This window comes from Humibacter sp. (genome assembly GCF_035547335.1).
Lineage (GTDB): Bacteria > Actinomycetota > Actinomycetes > Actinomycetales > Microbacteriaceae > Humibacter.
Genome location: NZ_DASZVF010000051.1, coordinates 116554 through 134650, shown reverse-complemented (window position 1 = coordinate 134650; position 18097 = coordinate 116554). Strand labels below are relative to the sequence as shown.

Here is an 18097-nt window from a genome sequence, read left to right as displayed (position 1 = left end):
GCCTGCCGCGTCAGCGGCCCGCGACGACGCTCTCGACGGCGTGCACTGCGGCGTCGACGGCCTCTTCGAAACGGTGTGCAGGTGGCGCACCGAACCCTACCACCATGGCAGGCGGATGCCCGGCCCCGCCGGTTCCCATTCCTCCCGCGGCCGCGTTCTCCGCCTCGTCAGCCCGGAACGTCGCGAGTCCCGCCAGCTCGAGCCCGGCCGACGCGGCCAGCGCGGTCACGTCCTGTTCGCGGATGCCCGCGGGCAGCTCGAGCAGGCACTGCAGCCCGGCCGCCATGCCCGTGAGCCTCGCACCGGTCAGCCGGCGCTCGACCTGCTCGTGCAGGTGCTGCCGCCTGGTGCGATAGCGGACGCGAGCACCGCGGACCGCTCGGTCGTAGTCTCCGCGAGCGAGGAACTCGGCCAGTGCGAGCTGGGTGAGCGCTCCCGGATTGGCGCCGTCGCGACGCCGCTCTTCCGCAACCGCCGCGACGAGCCGCCCGGGAAGCACGCACCAGCCGAGCCCGACGGCGGGGCCGAGCGATTTGCTGGCGGTACCCACGTACACGACATGGTCGGGCGACAGCGACTGGAGTGCGCCCACCGCCCTGCGGTCGAAGCGGAACTCGCCGTCGTAGTCATCCTCGATGACGAGGCCACCCGTGCGCTCGGCCCACTGCACGACGGCGGTGCGACGAGCCGGGCTGAGCGGCACCCCGGTGGGGAACTGGTGGGCAGGGGTCAGCAGCACGCCATCCACGCGGAGCTCGTCGAGGCGCTCGATCGCCGCCCCGGCCTCGTCGACCGGCACGGGGACGACCTCGAGGCCGACGGACCGCAGGATGTCGCGATGCTGACGGTGCCCGTACTCCTCGACGGCGATGCGGCGAGCGCCGGCGGCGGTCAGCGCGGCCCCGACGAGGTGGATCGCATGGCCTGCACCGTGCGTGACGTGCACCCTGTCGTGATCGGCGACCACGCCTCGCGCCCGGCCCAGGTACGAGGAGAGGGCACGCCGCAAGGGTGCGAGACCCGCCGGGAGCCCGTATTCGAGCTGCGCGACGGGGGCCGTGGACACCGCACGGCGCATCGCCGAGGCCCACGCCGACCGGGGAAACGCCGAGGTGTCGGGGATGCCGGCTCGCAGGTCGAGCCGGGGAGCGGCGGCCACGTCGCGACGTGCGACGGGGGCGACGCGATTCGCGGCGTCCGCGGGATCTGCGGCAGCGAGGCCTGCGGCGGCCGCGGGAACCGCAACCGGGCCTGCGGCCACCCACGTGCCCGCGCCGGTTCGGGCCTCGAGCCACCCCTCGCCGATCAGCCTGCCGTACACCTCGGCCACGCTGTTGCGCGCGATCCCGAGGTCGGCCGCTAGGCCCCTGGTGGCGGGCATCCTGGTGCCTGCGGCGAGCCGACCGTCGCGGATCAGCTCCCGCAGCGCCGCCTCCAGCGAGTCGGTCTTGCGGCGCGGATCGAGCACGAGGTGCACGTCCAGCCCGGTCGCCGACCTGCCGGTACCGGTCGCCGCGGTGCCGGTCGACGCGGTGCCGGTGTCTGTCGCTGAGGTGCCCGTCGTCGCAGTTCCGCTGTCGGTCACGGAGGCACCGGTCATCGCACTGCCGGTCGCCGCGGTGCCGGTCGCATCCGCGGGCAAATTGGCCCAGGCATCCGTCATGCAAATGGACTGTAGCAGCGCACCACTTAATCCGTAGCGTTGAGGCATGAGCGAAACGGCAACCAGCGGCACCGTGGCCGCCGATCTCCAGTCCCCAGCCTCGTCCGGCCCGACGTCGACCCCGGCTGAGCCGGTCGTGCTTCCCGACGTGCGGTTCGACTTCGACGAGCTCGCGCCGCGCTTCTCCCGGGCGATGGCCCATCTCGACCACGCGGCCGTGGTGGAACTCGACAAGGCGGGCATCCCCGAAGGGCTCCGCAATCTGCTCAAGCTGCGCGCGTCGCAGCTGAACGGATGCTCGTACTGCGTCGACACGCACGCCAGAGACGCGCGCGACTCGGGCGAGTCGTTCCAGCGCATCGCGGCCGTGGCCGTGTGGCAGGAGGCGCACTTCTTCACAGCACGCGAGCGGGCGGCCTTCGCGCTGACGGACGCCGTCACCCGCCTGGCCGACACGCACGTGCCCGACGAGGTGGTCGTCTCCGCCTTGCGCGTGTACTCGGAGGCAGAGGTGTCGGCCCTGCTCGCGCTCCTGGTGTCCATCAACGCCTGGAACGCCGCCGGTGTCACCGCCCGGTGCTGGCGAGCTACGGCCGAGGACTGAGGCTCGAGGCCTGAGCGGCGACCGGCTCTCGGGACCGGAGGTACTCCTCCCACGTTACGGTTCCCCGGTCGCCGCCCTCGGTGATGATGGCATCGCGCAGCACGGCCTTCGCCGCCCGCCCCGGAAGCCCGACCGATACCATCCACCGCCGCTTGCCGGTGGAGCGCAAGTAGCTCCGCATGAGGTCGTGCGTGCCGTAGACGCGAGGGCCGCCGAACTCGGGGACGTAGCCGGCTGGCGCACCCTCGGCGAGCTGCACCAGCCGGTCGGCCACCTCCTCGGCCGCCACCGGTTGCACGCGCATCCGCTTCGGCAGCGGAATGACCGGCGATCGCGACAGCGACTGCGCAACGAGGTGGACGAGCGAGAAGAACTGCGTGGCACGCAGCGTGCTGAACGGGATGCCCGACCGCTCGATGACGAGCTCGCCCTCACGCTTCTGGGCGTAGTACTCGAACATGGCGTGGTCGGTGCGCGACTCCACCGGAACGCGATCGGCGCCCACGACCGAGATGTACACCACGTGGCGCACCCCGGCGGCACGAGCGGCATCGACGAGGTGCCTCGCCTTCTCGCCGTCGCCCTTCTGCGACCCCGCGCAATGCACGATGGTGTCGACGCCGGCGACGGCTTCCGCGATGCCGGCGCCGCTGTCGAGGTCGCCTGACACGTACTCCACGTCGTCGCGCGGCCCCGAACCGCGTCTGCTGACGACCCGCACGGTGCGACCGTGCTCGCGGAGCCGGTCGACGACGAGCGAGCCGAGCGTGCCCGCTCCGCCGGTGACGAGCACGAGCCCTTGGCGCGAGTCGCGCATGGAGTTGGACGAGGTCATGATCTGCCTTTCGTCGTGCGGCCGAGCCCTGCGGCGCCGCGTTTCGATCCCTACATCCCCTCGACGCGGCGAGCGAGCAGAATGTGACGATGACCGACACGGCCGACCTCCTCGAAGACCGGTTCACGAGCATCCGCCCACGCCTGCGCTCGCTCGCGTACCGCATGCTCGGCTCGTTCGCCGACGCCGACGACGCCGTGCAGGAGACCTGGCTGAAGGCCTCTCGCGCCGACAGCTCCGACGTGCGCAACCTGGATGCCTGGCTCACCACCATCGCGGGCCGCGTGTGCCTCACGATGCTGCGGTCGCGACGCGCGCACGGCGAGGTCTCGCTGGACGCGACGGCCCCCGCAGGCGAGGGCTGGAGCTCCAGTGGCACGTGGGTGCCCGATGCCGTGATCGTGCCCGAGTCGGCGGATCCGGGCCCGGAGGGTGAGGCGGAGGCATCCGAATCCGTCGCGCTCGCGATGCTCATCGTGCTGCAGACCCTGACGCCGGACGAGCGGCTCGCGTTCGTGCTGCACGACACGTTCGCTGTGCCGTTTGACGAGATCGCCGGCATCCTCGACACCACGACGGCTGCGGCGCGCCAGCTCGCCAGCCGCGCGAGGACGAAGGTGCGCGCGGCCCCGCGACCCGACCCCGACCGCCGTCGTCAGAGAGCCGCTGTGGATGCCTTCTTCGCTGCGGCACGGAACGGTGACTTCGAGTCGCTGCTGAGGGTGCTGCACCCCGACGTCGTGCTGCGCTCCGACGGCGGCGCGCTGCGGGCATCCGCCACGAGCGTTCTCCGCGGCGCGGAGGCGATCGCCAGCCAGGCGATGACGTTCTCGTCGCTGTCCCGGTACCGCAGGGCGGCATGGATCAACGGGGCGCCGGGCGTCGCCATCGTCGGACCGCGTGGACCCGTTTCGGTCATGGCCTTCACGGTGACGGACGACCGCATCGTCGACATCCAGGTGCTGGCCGATCCGGAACGACTGGCCGCGCTGCTGCCGCCCGAGCTGCTGTCGTGACCGCTTCGTCACCAGCGGATGCCCAGGCGCGCATATGAAAGACTGGTGACGCCGGATTCCCGGCCCTTCTCCCACACCCCAGGAGCACCTCTCCAGCATGTGCGGCATCGTCGGCATCGTCTCCACCGAGCCGGTCAACCAACTGGTCTACGACAGCCTCCTCCTTCTGCAGCACCGCGGGCAGGACTCCACGGGGATCGCCACGGCGGACGGCAGCAGCTTCCACATCCACAAGGCTCGCGGGCAGGTGCGTGAGGCGTTCCGCACCCGCGACATGCGCTCCCTGCTGGGCACCATGGGCCTCGGGCACGCGCGCTACACGACGAAGGGCGACGCGGCCAACGAGCAGGAGGCACAGCCGTTCTACGTGAACGCGCCGTACGGCATCATCCTGGTGCACAACGGCAACCTCACGAACACGCGCGAGCTGGCCAGGGACCTGTTCCACATCGACCGCCGCCACGTGAACTCCACGAGCGATACCGAGCTGCTGCTCAACGTGCTCGCCACCGAGCTTCAGTCGCAGATCACGGGCCTCGAGTTCGAGCCCGACCAGGTGTTCGACGCGGTCGAGCACGTGCACGAGCGCGTCGAGGGTGCATACGCGGCGATCGCGATGATCGCGGGCCAAGGGCTGCTGGCGTTCCGCGACCCGTTCGGCATCCGCCCGCTCATCCTCGGCCGCAAGCCGGCCGGCCTCGTGGGCGACGAGTGGATCGTGGCGTCGGAGTCCGTCGTGCTCGAGGCGCTCGGATACGAGGTGGTGCGTGACGTCGCGCCGGGCGAGGCCGTGTTCATCACGCTCTCCGGCGAGCTGTACTCGCGGCAGTGCGCGAAGAACCCGGTGCTCATCCCGTGCTCGTTCGAGTACGTCTACCTCGCCCGACCCGACTCCGTGATGAACGGCATCTCGGTCTACGAGGCCCGGCTGCGCCTGGGCAACCGCCTTGCCGACACGATCGCCAGATACGCGCCGCTCGGCGATATCGACGTGGTCATGCCCATCCCGGATTCATCGCGGCCGGCGGCATCCCAGGTGGCCCAGAAGCTCGGCATCGAGTACCGCGAGGGCTTCTACAAGAACCGCTACGTCGGACGCACCTTCATCATGCCGGGCCAGGCGCAGCGCAAGAAGAGCGTGCGGCAGAAGCTCAATGCCATGTCGAGCGAGTTCAAGGGCAAGAACGTGCTCATCGTCGACGACTCCATCGTGCGCGGCACGACCTCCAAGGAGATCGTCGACATGGCTCGTGCCGCGGGCGCGAACCAGGTGACGTTCACGTCGGCCGCGCCGCCCGTGCGCTTTCCGCACGTGTACGGCATCAACATGCCCAGCAGGGGCGAGCTCATCGCGGCGGGGCGCAAGATCCCCGAGATCGCGCTGGAGCTCGGCGCCGACAGCCTCATCTTCCAGGAGGTGGGGGACATGCGGGATGCCATCCTCGAGGGACAGGACCTCGTCACCGACCTCGAGATGAGCTGCTTCACCGGCGACTACATCACGGGCACCGTCACGCCCGAGTACCTCGAGTGGGTGGAGCGCACCCAGCTCAGCTGAGCTGTGGGCCCCGTGCGCAGCGGGCCCCCGCAGCGGGCCCGACGCCCTTGCCCTCACCCTGCGGAATTCAGGAGCACAGGCCTCTCGGCTGCGATATCCGGCCGAGACCGCCGTCATCCTGAATTACCCGAAGAGGCCGCCGAGGATCGATGCCGCGTCGTGGCGAGGACCGGCCTGCGCCTCGGCCGGCGGAGCAGACGGCGCCGAGCAGACGACCTGAGTTGACAGCCCCGGCGCTCCGTGTCTCGCGAACGAGCGTCGCCGGGCGTCCGTCGTGGCGTGGCCACTCCTCGTCGCCGGGCGTCCGTCGTGGCGTGGTCACTCCTCGTCGCGCGGACGTCCCTCATCGTGCTCAGCCTCGGCCGGGAGCTCTCCCAAGTCGGGCAGCTCGGATGACTCGGGCCGGGCATCCGTCATGCGCACATCGATGCGGTCGGCCATGACCGTGCGCTCCGTGTGCTTGGTCGCGGCGGAGGCGATGATCGCGGCCAGCGCTCCCAGCCCGACGCCGACGGCGACGGCGGCCAGCAGCACGAATCCGAAGACGGTGTTGCGGTCGTACCCCGAGCCCTGCGGGAACGAGTACGTCGCGATGAAGGCGGCGACGGCGAAGATCGCGCCGCCCAGGATCATGAACCTGCCGTAGCGCGGAGTGCGCCGAACCCGCACAGTGTGCTCGGACTCGACGACGGTCTCCTCGCGAATGGGCAGGTCGCCCGCTGCGTCGGGCCGCTCGAGCTCGCGGGACCCGGCCTGCTCGCCTTCGGCGGCTGCACCTTCGGTGGATGCGCCGGCCGGCACGTCGCCGGACGCCGCACCGTGTTCGCGCCCCGATCCCTGGGGCCGCCCGACGTTCGCGGTATCGTGCGCGGCGCTGGCATCCGTCGCGGATGCATCGGTCGCCGACGTCGTCACGTCGTCGTCGGAGGTTCTGCGGGACTCGGGGGGCACGCATCCATTGTCGCGCACGCCGGCTGGGCCCGCGCCGGATGCAACGGCGACTGCCGTTTCACGGGCAGAGAATGCGCACGCCGCACCGCCCGCCCGCACTTTCTGCGAGTGCGACGGGATCTCGTGAATGCGAGCGGGACGACCGGAACGGCCGGACGCGAATGCGGACCGCGACCGCTCAGCGCGGTCGATACACCGGCACGTAGGGCTCGAGCGTGGCCCGGGTGCCGGATGCGTGCACGGAACCGGATGCGACGGCATCCGCCCACGAGGCGCTCCCCGTGGCGAGCGCGAGCCAGGTCGCGGCATCCATCTCCACAACGTTGGGCGGCGTTCCGCGGGTGTGCCGTGGTCCCTCGACGCACTGCACGGCGCCGAACGGCGGCACCCTGACCTCGACGGAGTTTCCGGGAACCTTCTCGGCGAGCGCCTGGAGCAGGTAGCGAACAGCCGTCGCCGTGGCGTCGCGGGTCGGGGATGCCGCCAACGCCGCCGCCACCGCCGACATGCCGTCGGCTTCGGAGATCCGTGCCCTGGCCATGCGTCCATTCTGCCCGGGCGCACGGCTCGGTCGGCGGTCCGCCGGTTGGGGCGCGACCGGCATCCTGCCAGCACGGTCGCCGGCTCAGGCACCGACCGGCATCCGCAGCAAGGCCTGGCGCTTCGGTTCGCACGGGTCGGGTCAGCGGTGCCGCGGCCTGGGCCCGCGGCGAGGGCGGGGCGCTGCGGCCAGCGAGACGCGAGGAGACCCGCACTCCGGCGCTCGATACCATGGGCAGCGTGAGGATTCTCGTACTGGGCTCTGGCGCGCGCGAGCATGCCATCATCCGCGCGCTGCTCGCCGAGGATGCCGACCACGACATCACGGCAGCGCCCGGCAACGCGGGCATCGCCGACGACGTCCGCACGCTCGCCATCGACCCCAGCGACGGCGTCGCGGTCGCCTCGTACGCCGAGGCGCACGGTGTGCAGCTCGTGATCGTCGGCCCCGAGGCTCCGCTCGTCGCGGGCGTGAGCGACGCCGTGCGGGAGCGGGGCATCCCAGTCTTCGGACCGAGCAAGGCGGCCGCGCAGCTGGAGGGTTCGAAGGCGTTCGCCAAGCGCATCATGGAGACTGCCGGCGTACCGACCGGTCGCGCCGAGGTGGTCGGCACCCTGGACGAGGCACGAGATGCGCTCGACCGCTTCGGAGCACCGCACGTCGTCAAAGCGAACGGCCTCGCCGCCGGCAAGGGGGTGCTCGTCACGAACGACCGCGACGCCGCGCTCGAACACGCCAGGCAGTGGCTCGAGCACGGCACGCTGCTCGTCGAGGAGTTCCTGGACGGACGCGAGGTCTCCCTCTTCCTGCTGAGCGACGGCGAGCACGTCCTGCCGCTGTCGCCGGCCCAGGACTACAAGCGGCTGCTCGACTCAGACGAAGGACCGAACACGGGCGGCATGGGGGCATACTCACCCGTGCCGTGGCTCGACGAGAACTTCGTCGACGAGGTGATCGACAGGATCGCCCTGCCGACTATCCGCACGATGGCCGCCGAGCAGACGCCGTTCATCGGGCTGCTCTACTGCGGCCTGATCGTCACGGATGACGGCCCGCGCGTCATCGAGTTCAACGCCCGCTTCGGCGACCCCGAGACCCAGGTCGTGCTGCCCAGGCTGGTCACGCCTCTGTCCGGGCTGCTGTACGCGGCGGCCACTGGCGAGCTCGGCGGGGTGCCGCGCCCCGAGTTCGCCCTCGACGTCGCGGTCGGCGTCGTGCTGGCCAGCGAAGGCTACCCGCAAGCGCCGGTGGCCGGATGCGCCATTCTCGGTCTGGATGCGGCATCCGCCGTTCCCGAGGTGCAGATCCTGCACGCGGCGACGGACGTGAAAGCCATCGCGACGGACGCCACGTCCAGCTGGTCGACGGAGACTCTCGTCGCCTCAGGCGGACGTGTGCTCACCGTGGTCGCCCTCGGCTCCACGTTCGACGAGGCCCGCCGGCGCGCGTACCGGGCGATCGAGCAGATCACGCTCGACGGTGGTCAGTACCGAACGGACATCGCGGCCGCCGTCGCCCCGGCCGCCCACTGAGTGACGGCGCGGCATGACCGCGTCGCTCAGGCGCCTTCGGGTGGGGTCACGAGCAGCGCGACGCGCTCGGCGAGGTAGGCGGCGAAGTCTGTCATCGCATCCGGGTCGTCTGGGCGCCAACGCACGTACGCCCTGCCGTCGCGCACGGTGAGCACGCCGGATGAACCCACCAGGCTCTCATCCAGCGGTATCGGTCGTGCGTCGAAGTTCACGCTCGTGCCCGGCGGATAGTGCCCGCGGAACGCGGCCACCCGAAGCTGCCGCCGTCGTTCAGCGGATGCCGCGACGAACGTGGGACGGCCCGGCTCGTGGGACCGCGTGAGGCTTCCCGTGGCGAACAAGCGGGGCTCGCCGGCGGGGTGCGAGAGTGCTGCGCTGCCGCGCGCTGCGCGTTCCAAGGCCCGACTCGCAGAATCCTCCGAGGACCGTCTCGTCGAACCCTTCGAGGCCCTGCTCGTCCAATCCTCCGAGGCCCGGCCCGTCGACCCCTTCGAGGCCCGGCTCGTCGAATCCTCCGCCTCCGCCCACGTGGCGAGCAGGAGGAGCACACCGAGCCGCCACACGGTTCCCAGCGGACGCAGACGCTCGGGCCGCGGCAGAAACAGCACCCGGCCGGCGGGCAGGTATTCGGCCAGGGCCTCGGTGCGGGCGCCGGCGGTAGACAGGGCCGCCACGGCATCGGAGAGCCTCGCGCGCACCTCGGCGATCGCGGCAGCATCGGCGTACGAGACGGCTTCGGGATTCTGTTCGCTCAGCGGGCGACCTCCGAACGCTTCGCGGGGAATGGCACGCCTCTCACCCAATCGCCGCGCGACATATCCGTCAAGGACGAGGCCCGAGTTGCGCCCGGTGGGGCGGGTCCCGTGCCGGCCTCGCGCCCCCGTCGTTGCCCGCCCCTGGTACCGAGCGGTCCCGTCGTTGCCAGCCCCCGCCACCGAGCGGTCCCGTCGTTGCCCGCCCCTCGTGCCGAGCGGTCCCGGTATTGCCCACGGGTCCCTTTGTTCACACCACGAAGCGGACCGACGGACAACAAACGGACCTGCCGGAGCCAAGGCCGAGGTGCGACCAAGGCAGTACAAGCCCCGCGCCCGGTCCGATCGTCGAGGTCGCGGCGCCGAACGGCCCCGTCGTTGACCGCCCCTCGTGCCGAGCGGTCCCGCTGTTGCCCGCCCCTGGTGCCGAGCGGTCCCGTTGTTGCCCACGGGCCCCGTTGTTCACGCGAACAAGCGGACCGACGGACAACAAGCGGACCGGCCGACGGTGATCGGGTCGAGGCCGCGGATGCGACCGAGGCAGTACGACCACCGCGACACGACCACCGCGACACGACACGGCACAACCGCCGCAGCAACGGCCGCCGAGTCGCAGCTGCGGCTCAGCCCAGCAGGCGGTCCAGGTACGCGTTGCGGAATACGCGCTTCGGGTCGTACTGCGCGGCGAGCGCCTTGAAGTCGTCGAAGTGCGGGTACAGCGAGGGAATTACGCGGTCCACGTCGAGGAACAGCTTGCCCCAGTGCGGACGCGCACCGAGCGGGAACAGCGCGGCCTCGATCGCGGGCAGCACCGCCTCGACCCCTGCCTGATCGCGCTTCCAGGTGAAGTGGATGCCGAGCGCGTCACGCTCGTACGCCGTGCTCAGCCACAGGTCGTCGGCAGCAATCGTGCGCAGCTCGGTCACCTGCAGCACCGGAACCATCCGCTCGGTCAGCGGCAGGAGCGCCTGAATCGCCTCGACGGCACGCTCGCGCGGCACGAGGTATTCGCTCTGGATCTCCTCGCCGTTCGACGGCGTGAACGCCAGCTTGAAGTGCGGCAGCCGGTCGTACCAGGCGCCGGGAACGCCGAACTGGTCCGTGCATGCAGTGGCGTCGACGCCGGGGAGCGGATGCCGCTTCTCGGTCGCGCGCGCCGCCCCGAAGAACGTCTCCGGCGATTCGTCCGAGTCCTCGGTGACAGCGCGCTTCAGCCACACCTGCTGCACGCCGCCCACCCATCCGGTGAACATGCTCACGCTGTACGACGCCGATGTGATCGCGTCGAAGTTCTCCAGCACCGTCGGCCAGTCCAGCTCGGTGTAGACGGTCTGCGCGACCTCGAAACTGGGCACGACATCCAGAGTCACCGCGGTCACCAGGCCGAGGGCGCCGATGCCCACGACGGCGCCCTCGAATCCGTCGTCGCCTCGGCGGAGCGTGCGCAATTCGCCCGTGCCGTCCACGAACTCGATCCCGCTCACCGCCGCTGCGAGGTTCTGGTTGCGATCGCCCGAGCCGTGCGTTGCGGTGGCGATCGCGCCGGCCACCGAGATGTGGGGCAGGGATGCGAGGTTGGCGAGCGCGAAGCCGCGGGCATCCAGCTGCTCGGCGAAGTCGCCGTAGCGGGTGCCGCCGGAGACGGTCACGGCGCGGGCGTTCTCATCGAGCTCGAATCGCGGAGGCAGTGCCGTCATGGCGATGAGCTCGCCCGTGGTGTCTGCGATGTCGTTGAAGCAGTGCCTGGTGCCAAGCGCACGCACCCTGGTGCCACCGTTTGCGGCGCGACGAACGACGCTCTGGATCTCCTCGACCGATGCCGGGTGCACGATGCCGCTCGCGCGATACGCGTAGTTGCCTGCCCAGTTGGTGCCTGCCGATTCGGCCACGTCGCCTCTCCTGCCTTCGCGCGCGTGCGAACCGCGTCGCGTTCGTTGTGCTGATGGAGCGGGCTCGGATGCCACGCCCGCTTTTGTAGTGAGTAAAAACAATTGTGCACCATGTCGGCGCCGGAAGCCAGCCGAGCGCCGTGCGTCCGTACCGGCTACGGGACATTGTCCCGTATGCGATCCGCCGGCCTGCACCGCATGGGCCACACCGGTTGCGCCGCGGTCCCCGGACTGCGCCACTCCGGTCGCGCCCTACGATTGAGCCGTGACTACGACGACCTCCGACGCCACGGCGTTGCCCGGCTGGACGCACGTGTACTCGGGCAAGGTGCGCGACCTCTATTTACCGCAGGGCGCGGCATCCATCGAGGCGGCGGAGGCGATGCTCGTGGTGGCGAGCGACCGGGTGAGCGCCTTCGACTTCGTGCTCGAGCCGGGCATCCCGGGCAAGGGCGAGCTGCTCACCACGCTGTCCCTGTGGTGGTTCGACCGGCTCGACGACGTGCCGAACCATCTGCTCGCCGACCATACGCTCGATGGCGGTGAGCGCATCCCCGCCGCCGTCTCGGGGCGGGCCATGCTCGTGAAGCCGTTGAACATGTATCCGGTCGAATGCGTCGTGCGCGGATACCTGACCGGCACCGGATGGGCGGAGTACCAGCAGAAGCAGAGCGTCTGCGGCATCCCGCTCGCTGCCGGGCTGCAGAACGGCGACCGGCTTCCCGAGCCGATCTACACGCCGGCGTTCAAGGCCGAGCAGGGCGAGCACGACGAGAACATCAGCTTCGAGCGCACGGTCGAACTCGTCGGAGCGGATGTCGCGGAGCAGCTCCGTGCGGCATCCCTCGACATCTATCACCGGGCATCCGCGATCGCCGAGGAGCGGGGCCTGATTCTCGCCGATACGAAGTTCGAGTTCGGGGCGGACCGCTCGACCGGTGAGCTGACGTTGGCCGACGAGGTGCTGACGAGCGACTCGAGCCGGTACTGGGATGCCGAGGCGTGGCGCACCGGGACGACCCCGGCCGAGCGCATGGCGAGCTTCGACAAGCAGATCGTGCGCGACTGGCTGGCCGCGCACTGGGACAAGACCGGCACGCCGCCCGAGCTTCCCGACGAGGTCGTGCAGCGCACGGCGGCCCGGTACCGGAAGCTGCTGGAGCGCATCAGCGGCTGAGGGGTGGCGGCGGACCCGGGCGAGTGTGAGGCTGGGCGTGTCCTGGGACCCGCGGTTTCGACAGGCTCAACCCTCGGGAGTGAGCGGGCCGGGTTTCGACAGGGTCAACCCTCGGTAGCGAGGCGAGCGGGTTTCGACAGGGTCAACCCGTGGGAATAGGGCGGAGCGGGTTTCGACAGGCTCAACCCTCGGTCGCGAGGCGGCCGGTCCGGGCTTCGAGGGGAACGCCCGCGACCGGCCGCCGCGGCATCAGCTCTCGACGGGGTCGGGGACGCGGGTCTCCGCCGGTTTCCCCTGCGTGTCCCGCCACTGGCCGGTGTCCTTCGGTCGCACGAGGAACAGTGCGACGATCGCGCCGAGCAGCGCGACGGCGGCGGGCAGCAGCATCGACTGGGCCATGGCATCCGCGAACGGCTGCTGCACGACCGCGGGCAGCCGCGAGCCGCTGAACTGCGCACCGGAGGCGCCGGAGTGCAGACCGTTGGCGACGAGACGGCCCTCGATGAGTGCGGCGATCGCCGCGCTGCCGAGAACGCTTCCGATCTGCCGAACCGTGTTGTAGACGCCGGCGCCCGCGCCCGCCTGGGCCGGCGGCAGGTTGTGCGTCGCCGTCACCGACAGCGGTGCCCAGATGAACGCGTTGCCGATCCCGAGCACGAGGCTGGGCAGCAGAAGGCGCGGCCAGAGATCCACGTTCGCGTCGAACCAGGAGGCGTACCAGGCGAGGCTGATGGCCAGCACGAACAGGCCGAAGAAGGCCAGGTAGCGCGGATGCACCCGGTCGGCCAGGCGTCCGACGAGCGGCGACAGCGGGATGACCACGAGCGCCATCGGCACCATGAGCAGCGCGGACTGCGTCGGAGTGAATCCGAGCACGAGCTGGGCGAAGAAGATCAGGGGCAGCGACATGCTCGTGACCGTGAATCCCACCGAGCTGATGGCGAGGTTCGCCAGCGAGAAGTTGCGGTCGCGGAACAGCTTGAGCGGCATGAGCGGCTCGCCCTTGTTGAACGCCTGCCAGGCCACGAATCCGGCGAGCACGACGACGCCGGCGATGATCAGTCCCCACACGGTGATGGGTCCGGCGATCGTTCCCCAGTCGTACGTCTCGCCCTCCTGGATGCCGAACACGATGAGGAAGAGGCCGACCGCGCTCAGCACGACACCCAGGATGTCGAAGGAGTGCTGGTGCGTCGGCAGCTTGGGAACCAGGATGACGGCGGCGATGAAGCCGATGATGCCGACCGGCACGTTGATGAAGAAGATCCACTCCCAGCCGAGGCCGTCGACCAGGATTCCGCCGAGAAGCGGCCCGACGAGCATGGCGACGCCCGAGGTGGCGCCCCACAGCGCCATGGCCGTGCCGCGCTTGTTCGGCGGGAAGGTGCGCGTGATGACGGCCATGGTCTGGGGTGTCATGAGCGCCGCGCCGACGCCCTGCACGACGCGAGCGGTGATGAGCAGCTCGATGGATCCGGACAGCCCGCACCAGAGCGATGCGCCCGTGAAGAGCACGAGGCCGATCAGATAGATGTTCTTCGGGCCGAATCGGTCGCCGAGGCGTCCAGTGACCAGGAGCGGTACGGCGTACGCGAGCAGGTACGCGCTCGTGACCCAGATGACCGAGTTGATGTCGGTCTTCAGGCCTTCGAGGATCTTCGGGTTGGCAACCGACACGATCGTGGTGTCGACCAGGATCATGAAGAATCCGATGACCAGCGCCCAGAGGGCGGGCCAGGGACTTCTCTGCTTTTCCATGGATGGTCCGTTTCTGTGGTGGTGTATTCCGTGGTGGCGAATTCCGGGGTGGGTGAACTCTGGTGGATGAATCCGTGGTGGCTGACGTGGCGCGCGAAGGGCGCGACGGCGTCGGATGCCGGTGAGCAGGAAGCGGGACGCCTGCCCGATCCTGCCGGGCACCTCCGTCATTTCGACGGATGAGCCGTCGACAGTTCGACAGGTGCTACCAGTCGATGGTTCCGTTCTTCAGTTCGTCGATGAGGCTCTCGATCCAGTCGGTCTCCGCTTGGGTGAGGACTCGGAGATACGAGGCCTCGACCCAGTACTTTCGGTCGAGGTTCTTGTCCTCGACCTGGTCGACCGCCCGTCCCACGAGTTCGAGCTGCCCCCGAAGCATGAGGACGCGTTTCTGCAGCAGGCGGATGACCGTGTCACGAGGCAGGTTGTGCGCCTCGGCGAGCGCGAGCGGGAACTCCGGATACTCGTACTTCCACTCCGCGAGCATCTCGGTGATGCGCTCGAGCATGCGGTCGTGGCCGGCATCTGTGATCTCGTACGTCGTGCGCTCGGGCCGGTTGCCTTCCCGCTCCGTTCCCGTCGCCCTTACGAGACCGTCCCGGTCGAGCCGTTCCACCGTGTGGTAGAGCGAGCCGGGCCTCACCTTGACGATGCGGTCCTCTGAACGCGCCACGAACGTCTGGAACATCTCGTAAGGATGCATGGGACGTTCCAGCAGCAGACCGAGGATCGCGATCCCCAGCGGGGTGAGTGCCGACATCCGTTCTCGTCCTCCTGCTCGGCCGGATGCGTTGACACCGGATGTTCCGCGCCAACTATTCCGCGTGGAATATTACGGCAGGAGTAGGCGCGGTGCAAGCCGGGCGTAACTCACGGGTGACGCAACGTGCGTGCAGAAGATCGGAGTTCTGTCACGGCACGCCGCAGCGGGCGGCCGCCACGCCGGCCCGGCATCCGGAGCTCCGATTTTCATGCTGGGCAGCCCGGGGCTGCTCGCACATGGCGCGGGGGACCGCCGCACGGGGCGCACAGCCGCCGGAGGCGGCGAAAGGGAGGCGGCGGCGACGCGGAGGTCGCGCGGAGCGGAGCCGGCGCGCAGAGCGCGGCGGCGCGAAAGCCGGGCTGGCGCCGGGCGCGGGTAGCGGCGCGCGCGACGGCGGCTCAGTGGTGGAACGCCACCCGCTTGGGCGTGGGCAGAGGCGCCCGGAGGCTCTCCAGCTCATGCACGTGAGCGGTGAGGTCCTCGACGAACCCGGCGGCGAGGTCTCGCGACAGTCCATTGCGCACCACGACCCGGGCCACGGTCAGCGACGTGAGCGCTTCCGGCATGGGGTAGGCCGGCACGAGCCATCCTCGCGTGCGCAGCGAGTCGGTGAGGTCGTAGAGCGTCCAGTTGTCGGTGTAGCCGTCTTTCAGCTGCCACGCCATGACAGGGATGTCGGACCCGTCCGTCCACAGCTCGAACGGTTCGAACTTGGCCACGGCGTCCGACAGGTAGAGCGCCACGTCGCGCGAAGCCGCCTGCACGCGGCGGTAACCCTCGAACCCCAGCCGCAGGAAGTTGTAGTACTGCAGCAGCACCTGCGCGCCGGGCCTCGAGAAGTTGAGTGCGAACGTGGGCATCTGGCCGCCGAGATACGTCACCTTGAAGATCAGATCCTCGGGAAGCAGGGATGCGTCGCGCCACACGACCCAGCCCAGTCCCGGGTAGACGAGACCGTACTTGTGACCGGACGTGTTGATCGACGCGACTCTCTCGACGCGGAAGTCCCACTCGAGGTCGGGCTGCAGGAACGGGGCGATCATCGCGCCGGATGCGCCGTCGACATGGATCGGAATGTCCCATCCCGTCTTGGCCTGCACGGCATCCAGCGCATCAGCGATCTTCTTCACCGGCTCGTACATGCCGGTGTAGGTGACGCCCATGATGGCCACCACGCCGATCGTGTTCTCGTCGACCAGGTTCTCGAGATCCGTGCCGTCCATGGTCTTGTGATCGAGCGAGATGGGCACGAACCGCGGCTCGACATCCCAGTAGTTGCAGAACTTCTCCCAGCACACCTGCACGGCCGAGCTCAGCACGAGGTTGGGCTTGTCCGCCGGCTTGCCTGCCGCCTTCCTGGCGTGCTGCCACCGGCGCTTCAGCGCGAGGCCGCCCAGCATGCACGCCTCCGACGAGCCGATGGTCGACGTGCCGATCGCGTGGTCAGGCCGCGGCGCATGCCACAGGTCGGCGAGCATCTGCCAGCACCGCTGCTCGATCGCCGCGGTCTGCGGATACTCGTCTTTGTCGATCATGTTCTTGTCTGCCGCCTCGACATAGAGGCGACCGGCCTGGTCGTCCATCCAGGTGCCGACGAACGTGGCGAGGTTGAGGCGCGCGTTGCCGTCGAGCATGGCTTCGTCGTGCACGATCTGGTACGCGGTCTCCGCGAGCGACTCCGACGTGGGCATCCGGTTGCGGGGGAGCTGGGTCGCCTCACCCGGCCGCGTGAAGAGCGGATTCAGCTCGACCGTGTCGAACTCTTCGGAAACGTGCCCCTGCTCGAACTTTTTCATGCGCCCTCCGGATGCCTGCCTCGAAGTCACGGTACGGCCAGTTCGCCGTGAACCCGGGGAAGCGGAGCGTGCTGCTTCTCACAATCGTCGCGAAGCTGCCCTTCGCCCCGCCAGGCGAGGTCGACGACGACCCGGTTCCCGGCAGGCTTCGACCGGATCCGCCTCCGGCCACCCCCGGCGGATGGTGCCAGCGCGCCCCGGTAGAATTGCGGCATCCACCCGGTCGTTCCGCAGCACGACCGTCTTCGAACGCGGAGGAGTCGCCCGTGCCCACCATCGTTGTCGACGTCATGCCCAAGGCGGAGTTGCTCGATCCGCAGGGCAAGGCCATCGCCGCCGCGCTCGGCAGGACCGGTCGTGGCACGTTCGACGTGCGGCAGGGCAAGCGGTTCGAGCTCACGACGGATGCCGCCGTCAGCGACGAGCTGCTGGCATCCGTTCAGGAGATCGCGACCGAGGTGCTCTCCAACGGCGTGATCGAAGACGTCGTGGGCGTGCACGTGGTCGAGGATGCCCCTCGCGAAAGCCAGGGCGCCTGATGCGCATCGGAGTCATCACGTTTCCCGGTTCGCTCGACGACCGGGATGCCCAGCGCGCCGTGCGCGCCGCGGGCGCCGAGGCCGTTGCGCTCTGGCACGGCGATCACGATCTGAGCGGCGTCGACGCCCTCGTGCTGCCTGGCGGCTTCAGCTACGGCGACTACCTGCGCTGCGGCGCCATCGCGAGCGTCTCGCCCATCATGAACGAGGTGATCGAGGCAGCAGGCAAGGGGATGCCGGTGCTCGGCATCTGCAACGGCTTCCAGATGCTCACCGAGGCTCGCCTTCTGCCTGGCGGTCTCATCCGCAACGACCACGGTGCGTTCATCCGCCGCGACCAGCGGCTGCGCGTGGAGAGCACGGACACGGCCTGGACGAACGGATTCGCCCAGGGTCAGGAGATCGTCATCCCGTTGAAGAACGGGGAAGGCGAGTACGTGGCCTCTGCCGAGACGATCGAGCGGCTCGAGGGCGAGGGCCTCGTCGCGTTCCGCTACCTCGGGGTCAACCCGAACGGATCGCTCAACGACATCGCGGGCGTACGGAACGAACGCGGCAACGTCGTCGGGCTCATGCCTCACCCGGAGCACGCGACGGAGCCCGGCTTCGGGCCGGACACGGCAGCGGCCATGCGCTCGGGTGTCGACGGGCTCACGTTCTTCACCTCGGCGATCGCGGCGCTGCAGGCCGCGTAGGCACGACTCGCCGTCGGCACAGTGCACA

Annotated in this window: 17 protein-coding genes; 8 read left to right on the top strand and 9 right to left on the bottom strand. The window is 69.8% G+C overall.

Annotation, left to right across the window (positions count from 1 at the left end):
* Nucleotides 1–10: 10 nt before the first annotated feature.
* Entirely contained in the window at nucleotides 11–1663 is a 1653-nt protein-coding gene (locus tag VHB92_RS11265; RefSeq protein WP_325453849.1) for a PLP-dependent aminotransferase family protein, read from the bottom strand.
* A 46-nt stretch (nucleotides 1664–1709) separates the two neighbouring features.
* Here VHB92_RS11265 and VHB92_RS11260 point away from each other — a divergent pair, with 46 nt between their 5' ends.
* Nucleotides 1710–2267: a carboxymuconolactone decarboxylase family protein gene (locus tag VHB92_RS11260; protein ID WP_325453848.1), complete on the top strand. Its 558-nt coding sequence runs from the start codon at nucleotides 1710–1712 to the stop codon at nucleotides 2265–2267.
* On the opposite strand, the gene VHB92_RS11255 is transcribed toward VHB92_RS11260, so the two are convergent.
* On the bottom strand, nucleotides 2251–3102 hold the full coding sequence (locus tag VHB92_RS11255) for an SDR family oxidoreductase (protein ID WP_325453847.1): 852 nt from the start codon (nucleotides 3100–3102) through the stop codon (nucleotides 2251–2253). The two genes, VHB92_RS11260 and VHB92_RS11255, sit on opposite strands and share 17 nt — an antisense overlap.
* Nucleotides 3103–3191: 89 nt before the next feature.
* On the opposite strand from VHB92_RS11255, the gene VHB92_RS11250 reads away from it, so the two are divergent.
* Both VHB92_RS11250 and purF read left to right on the top strand, forming a co-directional pair.
* Entirely contained in the window at nucleotides 3192–4118 is a 927-nt protein-coding gene (locus tag VHB92_RS11250; RefSeq protein WP_325453846.1) for a sigma-70 family RNA polymerase sigma factor, read from the top strand.
* A gap of 97 nt (nucleotides 4119–4215) precedes the next feature.
* A complete protein-coding gene (gene purF / locus VHB92_RS11245; protein ID WP_325453845.1) occupies nucleotides 4216–5676 on the top strand; it encodes an amidophosphoribosyltransferase in 1461 nt (486 codons plus the stop codon).
* Nucleotides 5677–5994: 318 nt separating this feature from the next.
* Here the strand turns inward: purF and VHB92_RS11240 are convergent, their stop codons facing one another.
* A complete protein-coding gene (locus VHB92_RS11240; RefSeq protein WP_325453844.1) occupies nucleotides 5995–6627 on the bottom strand; it encodes a hypothetical protein in 633 nt (210 codons plus the stop codon).
* A 178-nt stretch (nucleotides 6628–6805) separates the two neighbouring features.
* A complete protein-coding gene (locus VHB92_RS11235) occupies nucleotides 6806–7168 on the bottom strand; it encodes a sterol carrier family protein (RefSeq protein ID WP_325453843.1) in 363 nt (120 codons plus the stop codon).
* Nucleotides 7169–7407: 239 nt separating this feature from the next.
* Between VHB92_RS11235 and purD the strand changes: the two genes are divergently transcribed.
* On the top strand, nucleotides 7408–8700 hold the full coding sequence (purD, locus tag VHB92_RS11230) for a phosphoribosylamine--glycine ligase (protein ID WP_325453842.1): 1293 nt from the start codon (nucleotides 7408–7410) through the stop codon (nucleotides 8698–8700).
* A gap of 26 nt (nucleotides 8701–8726) precedes the next feature.
* Here the strand turns inward: purD and VHB92_RS11225 are convergent, their stop codons facing one another.
* Both VHB92_RS11225 and VHB92_RS11220 read right to left on the bottom strand, forming a co-directional pair.
* Nucleotides 8727–9503: a hypothetical protein gene (locus tag VHB92_RS11225; RefSeq protein ID WP_325453841.1), complete on the bottom strand. Its 777-nt coding sequence runs from the start codon at nucleotides 9501–9503 to the stop codon at nucleotides 8727–8729.
* Between the two features lie 572 nt (nucleotides 9504–10075).
* Entirely contained in the window at nucleotides 10076–11341 is a 1266-nt protein-coding gene (locus VHB92_RS11220) for a D-arabinono-1,4-lactone oxidase (RefSeq protein ID WP_325453840.1), read from the bottom strand.
* A gap of 265 nt (nucleotides 11342–11606) precedes the next feature.
* Between VHB92_RS11220 and VHB92_RS11215 the strand changes: the two genes are divergently transcribed.
* Nucleotides 11607–12518 carry a phosphoribosylaminoimidazolesuccinocarboxamide synthase gene (locus tag VHB92_RS11215; protein ID WP_325453839.1) on the top strand — a complete coding sequence of 304 codons (912 nt, stop codon included), beginning with the start codon at nucleotides 11607–11609 and terminating at the stop codon, nucleotides 12516–12518.
* 249 nt (nucleotides 12519–12767) lie between these two features.
* Here VHB92_RS11215 and VHB92_RS11210 read toward each other — a convergent pair whose 3' ends face one another.
* The gene (locus tag VHB92_RS11210; RefSeq protein ID WP_325453838.1) at nucleotides 12768–14276 is read right to left on the bottom strand and encodes a DHA2 family efflux MFS transporter permease subunit; all 1509 of its coding nucleotides are present in this window, start codon (nucleotides 14274–14276) and stop codon (nucleotides 12768–12770) included.
* Between the two features lie 15 nt (nucleotides 14277–14291).
* Between VHB92_RS11210 and VHB92_RS11205 the strand changes: the two genes are divergently transcribed.
* Nucleotides 14292–14459, top strand: coding sequence for a hypothetical protein (locus VHB92_RS11205; RefSeq protein WP_325453837.1), 168 nt, complete (start codon nucleotides 14292–14294; stop codon nucleotides 14457–14459).
* A 22-nt stretch (nucleotides 14460–14481) separates the two neighbouring features.
* Here VHB92_RS11205 and VHB92_RS11200 read toward each other — a convergent pair whose 3' ends face one another.
* Both VHB92_RS11200 and VHB92_RS11195 read right to left on the bottom strand, forming a co-directional pair.
* The gene (locus VHB92_RS11200) at nucleotides 14482–15036 is read right to left on the bottom strand and encodes a PadR family transcriptional regulator (protein ID WP_325453836.1); all 555 of its coding nucleotides are present in this window, start codon (nucleotides 15034–15036) and stop codon (nucleotides 14482–14484) included.
* 401 nt (nucleotides 15037–15437) lie between these two features.
* A complete protein-coding gene (locus VHB92_RS11195; RefSeq protein ID WP_325453835.1) occupies nucleotides 15438–16835 on the bottom strand; it encodes a glutamate decarboxylase in 1398 nt (465 codons plus the stop codon).
* 266 nt (nucleotides 16836–17101) lie between these two features.
* Here VHB92_RS11195 and VHB92_RS11190 point away from each other — a divergent pair, with 266 nt between their 5' ends.
* Both VHB92_RS11190 and purQ read left to right on the top strand, forming a co-directional pair.
* On the top strand, nucleotides 17102–17374 hold the full coding sequence (locus VHB92_RS11190; protein WP_325453834.1) for a phosphoribosylformylglycinamidine synthase subunit PurS: 273 nt from the start codon (nucleotides 17102–17104) through the stop codon (nucleotides 17372–17374).
* Nucleotides 17374–18069 carry a phosphoribosylformylglycinamidine synthase subunit PurQ gene (gene purQ, locus VHB92_RS11185; protein ID WP_325453833.1) on the top strand — a complete coding sequence of 232 codons (696 nt, stop codon included), beginning with the start codon at nucleotides 17374–17376 and terminating at the stop codon, nucleotides 18067–18069. Before VHB92_RS11190 ends, purQ begins: the two co-directional genes overlap by 1 nt.
* Nucleotides 18070–18097 lie beyond the last annotated feature (28 nt).

Coding starts and splice junctions, on each gene's coding strand:
- VHB92_RS11235 (WP_325453843.1), bottom strand. CDS start 7,168: ATGGCCAGGGCACGGATCTCCGAAGCCGACGGCATGTCGGCGGTGGCG.
- purQ (WP_325453833.1), top strand. CDS start 17,374: ATGCGCATCGGAGTCATCACGTTTCCCGGTTCGCTCGACGACCGGGAT.
- VHB92_RS11255 (WP_325453847.1), bottom strand. CDS start 3,102: ATGACCTCGTCCAACTCCATGCGCGACTCGCGCCAAGGGCTCGTGCTC.
- VHB92_RS11250 (WP_325453846.1), top strand. CDS start 3,192: ATGACCGACACGGCCGACCTCCTCGAAGACCGGTTCACGAGCATCCGC.
- VHB92_RS11260 (WP_325453848.1), top strand. CDS start 1,710: ATGAGCGAAACGGCAACCAGCGGCACCGTGGCCGCCGATCTCCAGTCC.
- VHB92_RS11200 (WP_325453836.1), bottom strand. CDS start 15,036: ATGTCGGCACTCACCCCGCTGGGGATCGCGATCCTCGGTCTGCTGCTG.
- VHB92_RS11210 (WP_325453838.1), bottom strand. CDS start 14,276: ATGGAAAAGCAGAGAAGTCCCTGGCCCGCCCTCTGGGCGCTGGTCATC.
- VHB92_RS11265 (WP_325453849.1), bottom strand. CDS start 1,663: ATGACGGATGCCTGGGCCAATTTGCCCGCGGATGCGACCGGCACCGCG.
- purF (WP_325453845.1), top strand. CDS start 4,216: ATGTGCGGCATCGTCGGCATCGTCTCCACCGAGCCGGTCAACCAACTG.
- VHB92_RS11195 (WP_325453835.1), bottom strand. CDS start 16,835: ATGAAAAAGTTCGAGCAGGGGCACGTTTCCGAAGAGTTCGACACGGTC.